This window comes from Micromonospora sp. NPDC049580, assembly GCF_040675595.1.
Taxonomy (GTDB): domain Bacteria; phylum Actinomycetota; class Actinomycetes; order Mycobacteriales; family Micromonosporaceae; genus Micromonospora.
In genome coordinates, this window is the sequence record NZ_JBFAPG010000374.1 from 1 (window position 1) to 6,355 (window position 6,355).

General features: G+C 71.3%; 8 protein-coding genes. 2 read left to right on the forward strand and 6 right to left on the reverse strand.

Annotation, left to right across the window (positions count from 1 at the left end):
• From AB0J68_RS24350 to AB0J68_RS24375, 6 genes are all read right to left on the reverse strand, one after another.
• A partial coding sequence (locus tag AB0J68_RS24350; RefSeq protein WP_363940562.1) for a DUF2231 domain-containing protein occupies positions 1–189 on the reverse strand: 189 nt, incomplete at its 3' end.
• Between the two features lie 107 nt (positions 190–296).
• Positions 297–1,487 carry a HAMP domain-containing sensor histidine kinase gene (locus tag AB0J68_RS24355; RefSeq protein ID WP_363940563.1) on the reverse strand — a complete coding sequence of 397 codons (1,191 nt, stop codon included), beginning with the start codon at positions 1,485–1,487 and terminating at the stop codon, positions 297–299.
• Positions 1,488–1,491: 4 nt separating this feature from the next.
• Positions 1,492–2,160, reverse strand: a complete 669-nt coding sequence (locus AB0J68_RS24360) for a response regulator transcription factor (protein ID WP_363940564.1) — start codon at positions 2,158–2,160, stop codon at positions 1,492–1,494.
• Positions 2,161–2,201: 41 nt separating this feature from the next.
• A complete protein-coding gene (locus AB0J68_RS24365) occupies positions 2,202–3,038 on the reverse strand; it encodes an aldo/keto reductase (RefSeq protein WP_355066309.1) in 837 nt (278 codons plus the stop codon).
• Complete coding sequence (locus tag AB0J68_RS24370; RefSeq protein ID WP_363940565.1) at positions 3,035–4,858, reverse strand: glycoside hydrolase family 15 protein; 1,824 nt, start codon at positions 4,856–4,858, stop codon at positions 3,035–3,037. Before AB0J68_RS24370 ends, AB0J68_RS24365 begins: the two co-directional genes overlap by 4 nt.
• Before the next feature lie 63 nt (positions 4,859–4,921).
• The gene (locus AB0J68_RS24375) at positions 4,922–5,398 is read right to left on the reverse strand and encodes a hypothetical protein (protein WP_354856911.1); all 477 of its coding nucleotides are present in this window, start codon (positions 5,396–5,398) and stop codon (positions 4,922–4,924) included.
• Between the two features lie 268 nt (positions 5,399–5,666).
• On the opposite strand from AB0J68_RS24375, the gene AB0J68_RS24380 reads away from it, so the two are divergent.
• Positions 5,667–6,179 (forward strand): sigma-70 family RNA polymerase sigma factor, encoded by a 513-nt coding sequence (locus AB0J68_RS24380; RefSeq protein ID WP_363940566.1) that lies wholly within the window; start codon positions 5,667–5,669, stop codon positions 6,177–6,179.
• Positions 6,166–6,355 (forward strand): hypothetical protein (locus AB0J68_RS24385; RefSeq protein ID WP_363940567.1); only part of this gene is annotated, 190 nt, incomplete at its 3' end. The genes AB0J68_RS24380 and AB0J68_RS24385, both read left to right, overlap by 14 nt.

The window sequence follows — 6,355 nt, forward strand, 5'->3', positions numbered from 1 at the left end:
GCTGGAGGTGGCGAGCGGGATCGCGGCCGTCGCCAGCGCGGTGATCAGGACGACGAGCCCGCCGTAGCGGCCCCGCCACGACGGTCGGACGGCCAGCGCGGCGACACCGAGCGCGGCCAGCGGCAGGAGAACCACCACCGCGTGCACGACGAGTGGGTGCAGCGGCAGTCCGTTGACGGTGTCGGGCACGGGGTCTCCTCGGCGCTCGGGATGTCACTGCCCGTCACCATATTGCCGAATTCTTGCGAAGTTCTTGCGCCCTCGAATCCGAACCAGCAGCGGCGTCGGTGGGTCCCTCAGGATGCCGGCAGCAGCAGCGTGAAGGTGGCACCCGCACCCGGAGCGCCGGCCACCGTGATCGAACCCCGGTGCGCGTGCGCGACCTGCTGCACGAGCGCCAGGCCCAGCCCGAACCGGCGACCCGCCCCGGCCGTGCCGTGCGCGAAGCGCTCGAAGAGCCGGTCCGCCTCGGCCGGGTCGAGGCCCACACCGTCGTCGCTGACCTCGACGGCCACCTGATCGGCGTGCCGTCGCACGGTCACAGCGACGTTCCCGCCAGCGGCGACGTGCCCGATCGCGTTGTCCACCAGGGCGGTCGTCGCTCGCCGCAGCGCCGTGCGCGCTCCATGGACCAAGGCCTCGCCGGAGGTCGCCACGCGCAGCTCGACCGTCCGCTCCCGGGCGTACTCCTGCATGCTCGCGACCACCTCGCGGGCCACCTCGCTCAGATCGACGACCGCGGCCGGTGGCGGCTGATGCTCGGCAGCGGCGGACACCAGCAGGTCCTCGACCACGTCGCCGAGCGCCCGGGTGTCCGCCACGAGCTGGTCGAGCTGGTCGGTGAGTCGCGCCGCCGGCTGCGTCTGGGATCGTCGGGCCAGCATCTGTGCACGGGTGTGCAACACGGTGAGCGGGGTGCGCAACTCGTGCGAGGCGTCGGCGACGAAACGGCGTTGCAGAGTCAGCGCGGTGGCCAGGGGCGCGACCGCCCGCCGGGCGAGTAGCGCCGCGGCCACCAGCGCCCCCGTCAGGCCGGCCAGTTCGGCAACCAGCAGCGCGACGCCGAGCTGCCCCTGGCGTTGACGCAGCGGCGCGAGGTCGGCGGCGACGGCCCAGCGGCTGCCGTCCGCTCGGTCGGCGACCAACACCCGTACCGGATGGTCGTCTCCCGCATCCGTGTCGAATCGCCCCGGCTGCCGTCCCAGCGCGTCGCCGAGGACCCGGGCCAGCTCCGGCGAGGCGCTTTCAGTCACCTCGACGGCGCCGGATCCGGCCGCCCTGTGGGCCAGGAATTCGCCGGGCGGCGGGTCGTCGGTGTCCTCGGCCATCGTGAGCACCTGAGCCAGCTCGGTGTTCAGCGCCCGCGATTCCTGCCGGCTGGTGAGGACGAACATCAGCGCGCCGACCAGCAGCAGCACCACGCCGATCGCCCCGGCGGTCTGCGCCACACTGCGCCGTCGGGCCTGGACCAGTCGGGCCTCGTCCACGCCGTCAGACCGCGCCGATCCGATAGCCGAGACCGTGCACCGTACGGATCGCCCCCCGGCCCAGTTTGCGGCGCAGGTGATGCACGCAGGCGTCGACGCTGCCCGGTGCGTCGGCGTGGTCGAACGCGCTACTCAGCAGCTCGGCACGCGTGAAGACCTTCGTCGGCCGGCCGGCGAGGGCGCGCAGCACGGCGAACTCGCGAGCGGAGAGCGGAATCTCCCCGTCGTCGTCGAGCACTCGCCGGTTACTTACGTCCAGCCACCGCCGCCGCCCCAGCGGCAGCCGGCCCGCCACGTCCTGGTGTCGACGGCGCAGTGCCCGCAGTCTGGCCAGCAGTTCAGGGACCTCGAAGGGCTTGACGAGGTAGTCCTCGGCGCCCGCGTCGAGCCCTTCCACTCGGTCGTCCAGGGCGCCCCGGGCGGTGAGCAGCAACACCGGGGACGTCACACCCCGCGCCCGCAATCGGGTGACCAACCCCAGCCCGTCCAACACGGGCAGCCCTCGGTCGACCACCAGCACGTCGTAGTCGCGGGCCAGGGCGCGGTGCAGGCCGCTCTGCCCGTCGCCGGCCACCTCGACCTCGTACCCCTCCTCGGTGAGCAGGTCGGTGAGCAGCGCGCTCAGCGCGCCGTCGTCCTCGACCAGCAGCAGGCGCGGGCGGGCAATCTCCACCCGGCCAGTATTCCCCCTGACCACGACCCCGCCCGGGATGCTCAGAACTCCTCGTACACCGCCGGGTCCTGGTCCGCGAGCCGCCCGTCCGGGCGGCCCAGCGCGGTGATGGCCTCGACCTGCGCGTCGGTGAGCTTGATGTCGAAGACGTCCAGGTTCTCGATCTGCCGCTGCGGCGACGCGGCCTTGGGCAGCGGGATCACCTGGCGGGCCACGTGCCAGGCGAGGATGGTCTGCGCCGGGCTGACGCCGTGGGCGTTCGCGATCTCGGTGATGACAGGATGCTGTTGCAGGTCGTTGCCGTGCCCGAGCGGGCTCCAACCCTGCACGAGGATCCCGTGCTCCCGGTGGTAGGCGATCGCCTCCTGCTGCGGGAAGTACGGATGCACCTCGATCTGGTTGACCACCGGGGCGACCCCGGTCTCGGCCACCAGCCGGTCGATGTGCTCCGGCAGGAAGTTGGAGAGACCGATGTGTCTCACCAGCCCGCGCTCCCGTGCCTCGATCAACGCACGCCAGGCCTGCACGTACAGGTCGACCTTGGGGTTCGGCCAGTGGATCAGGTACAGGTCGATCCGGTCGAGGCCCGTGCGGAACACACTCTCCTCGATCGTGGTCAGCGCCTCGTCGAAGCGGTGGTGCCGCCCCGGCAGCTTCGAGGTGACGACCAGCTCGTCGCGTACGTCGCCCGCCGCACGAGCGGCCCGACCCACCGCGCCTTCGTTCTCGTAGTTGACCGCGGAGTCGATCAACCGGTAACCCGCCCGGATCGCTCGCCCGATCGCGTCGACACCCGCCGAGCCGTTCAGCCGGTACGTGCCGAGCCCGATCGCCGGCAGCGCGGTGCCGTCGGCGGCCGTCAGGTGCGGAATCGTCATGCTGGGGACCCTACCGGTGCGTCTCGGATGGCGAGTGCGGCCTGGATGAGCGCGGCGTGGGTCAGCGTCTGGGGGTAGTTGCCGAGGTGGGCACCCGTCGCGGGGTTCACCTCTTCGGGGTAGAGGCCGAGTGGGCTGGCGTACTCAACCACGGCCTGGAACAGTTCGACCGCCGCGCGGCGACGCCCGGTGCGGGCAAGCGCCTGAACGAGCCAGAACGAGCAGGGCAGGAACGCGTCCTCGGTGCCGGGGAGGCCGTCACGTCCGGGCGGGTAGCGGTAGAGCAGTGGACCGCCGGCGGAGAGCCGGCCCTGGATGGCGTCGATGGTGCCCCGTACCCGAGGTGACTCGGTCCGATCCATACCGAGCAGCGGCAGCACGAGCAGAGCCGCGTCGAGGTCCTGGGATCCGTAGCTGCGGACGTAGCTGACCGCCGTCGGGTCGAAGCCGCGCGTCCGGACCTCGGCGGCGATGGCATCTCGGGCTGTCTGCCAGCGTCGACGTTGGCGGTCGGGCAGGGGGTGCGTGTCGGCGATGGCCAGGGCGCGGTCCAGGGCGAGCCAGCCCATGAGCTTGGAATGGACGTGTTGCGCGGGCTCGCGTACCTCCCAGATGCCGGCGTCCGGCTCCTGCCAACAACCGGCGACCACGTCGGCGAAACCGCGCACCGCCCGCCACGTCTCGGGGTAGAGGCGGTGTCCGGCCCGAGCGAACGCCCAGGCCGCGTCGATCACCCAGCCGTAGCCGTCGAGCTGATGTTGGCCGGCGGCGCCGTTGCCGATCCGCACCGGACGGCTGTCGAGGTAGCCGGGCCAACCGCCCAGTTCTCGTTCCGCTGGTACGTGCCGGCCATGCAGGGTGAGCAGCGCCGGCAGGCGCGGTCGTTGCAACCGACTGGCGTGCAACAGCCACGCGAGGAAACCGCGGGCCTCGTCGGTCTTGCCGACGCTGAGAAAGGCGCTGACGCCGATGCTGGCGTCACGGGGCCAGACGTAGCGGTAGTCCCAGTTTCGTACCCCACCGGGATCCTCGGGCAGTGACGTGGTGGGCGCGGCCACCGGCGCTCCCGAGGGCGAGTAGGTCAACAGCCGCAAGGTGAGCAGGCTTCGTGCGACGTGTTCCCGGAAAGGCAGCCGCTCGTCGATCTCCGCGGTCCAGGCCCGCCACCGGGCCTCGTCCTCGATGAGCAGGTCCCAGGCGGCCGTCGGCTCGACGTGGATCACCGGTTCGCGGTGCGCCACGGCCAGCACGAGGGTGACCGGCCGGCCTGGCCGGACCGTGATCGAGGTGGGTCGACCCGGTTCGATTCTGAACCTGGGCGTGCTGTCCAGCGCGACCGCGAGCGGCCCCCACTCACACACGAGGGCCTGGCGTCGGTGATGGACTCGGGGCCGGCGGCGCCGTGCGCCAAGGCGGGGATCGAACTCCACCACCGCGCCGAGGGCTGCCTGCTCGGCCGACAGCCGTCGCACGATCAGTGTCGTGGGCAGCAGGCGACCGCTGACCTCGGCCACCATCGCCTCCGTGAGGCGGAGCCGGCCGCTGCCCACCGCCCAGGTGGTCTCCAGGGTGGCGGTGTGCTGCCGGTAACGCCGCTCGACGACCGTGGCCGGCCCGGCCGGGCCGACCCGGAACGTTCCTGCGTCCGGGCCCCCGACCAGTCTGCCGAACAGGGGATCGCCGTCGAAGCGTGGTACGCAGAGCCAGTCCATGCCGCCGTCACTCGCGACCAGGGCGGCGGTACGGGTGTCGCCCAGCAGGCCGTAGTCGCTGATCGGTGCCGAGGGCTGAGGACGCATCGGGTCGGGCCCATCAGTCATGGAGATCGCCCCGTGCCGAGCCGCGTTGGCAGGCGTCAGGCGCGGACGACAATCCCGCGCGGATCACCGGGCTTGCAGGAGCAGCCCGAGGAAAGCCCCGTAGACGACGTGGACGACAGCCGTGACCAAGGGAGTCTGGATGCCGTAGTTGACCGCGAACAGACCGGGCGGCTCCAACACCGCCGTGCTGGCCGGCCCCGCTCGCTGCGAGGCCATGCGCGGGTGGACCCCAGGAAGCAGCGGCAGAAGCACCGTCAGCGCGATCCCGACGTGCACAATCCCGAACAGCGCCCCAATCCACCAGGTGGCGCGGTGCAGCAGCGCGAACGCGGCCGCGTAACCGAGCGCGAAACCCTGACCGGCGCAAAGATGGAGGAAGAACCCGACGACACGCGCCCGATCGGGATCCTCGGTGACGAAGGCCCCGAGCACCAGGGGAAGGTCGAGCCGAGTGAGGCCGGCCAGTTGAGCTGTGATCATCGCCGCGGTGAGCGCCGCGGTGGCGACCAAGCCGAACAACGCCCATCCGGCCCAGTCCATCTCAGCAGTCGTCGACGTCGCGGGCGTTCTCGGTCATCGGTCCACCCTCCGGCTGAGCAGCGTGAATCCCACGGCCCCGACCGGACACCCGCCCACCGGGTGCCCGGTTTCTCACCATAAGCCACCGGAGGTGTCGCGCTGACCTGCTCGCCCAGACGTCCGTTGACGAGTTGGCAGCGAGACGGGGCAGTCGGTCAGTGCCTTGCCCCAACCGGGGTGGCCTCTGGTTCGTCCAAGATACTGAGGACAACACCGAGGGGACCCTGTTGTGGCCGGTTGGGAGCGGGTGCTGACGGATCTCGTCAGCACCAGAGGTGCGGCGCTGAAGCGCTACGCCTTCCTGCTGTGCGGCAACGACAGCGACGCCGAGGACCTGGTGCAAGATGCGCTGGTGCGGGTGTTCACCCGGCAACGACGCGACGAGATCGGCAACCCCGAGCAGTACGTTCGCAAGGCTGTACTCAACCTCTATCTCGACCGGGTCCGCCGGCGCGGTGTGTGGCGGCGGGTGCTGCCGTTCGCGCTGACGGCAGATCGGATCGACGACGCCTCAGACGCCGTCGACGCTCGCCACGACCTGCGCGCGGCGCTCTTGGCGCTCACCCCACAACAACGAGCGTGTGTCGTCCTCTACTACCACGTCGATCTACCGATTCCAGAGATCGCCGCGCAACTCGGCTGCGGCGCCGGCACGGTGAAACGCCACCTGTACGACGGGAGACATCGCCTGGCCGGCCTGCTGCACGACGACACCAGGGAGGACGACCGTGCCGTCCGATGATCGTCTTTGGCGGGACAGCCTGGCAGGCCTGGCAGACCGGGCCGCTCCGCCGTCGTTCGCCGCCGATCGCCTGCGCGCACGTGTCCGGCGACGCCGTGGTCTGCTGGCGGCGGGAGCCGGTGCGGCGTCGATCATGGTGGTCTCGCTGGTCGCGGTCGCCGCCGCCGGGATCGTCG

Coding starts and splice junctions, on each gene's coding strand:
- AB0J68_RS24365 (WP_355066309.1), bottom strand. CDS start 3,038: ATGACGATTCCGCACCTGACGGCCGCCGACGGCACCGCGCTGCCGGCG.
- AB0J68_RS24375 (WP_354856911.1), bottom strand. CDS start 5,398: ATGGACTGGGCCGGATGGGCGTTGTTCGGCTTGGTCGCCACCGCGGCG.
- AB0J68_RS24370 (WP_363940565.1), bottom strand. CDS start 4,858: ATGACTGATGGGCCCGACCCGATGCGTCCTCAGCCCTCGGCACCGATC.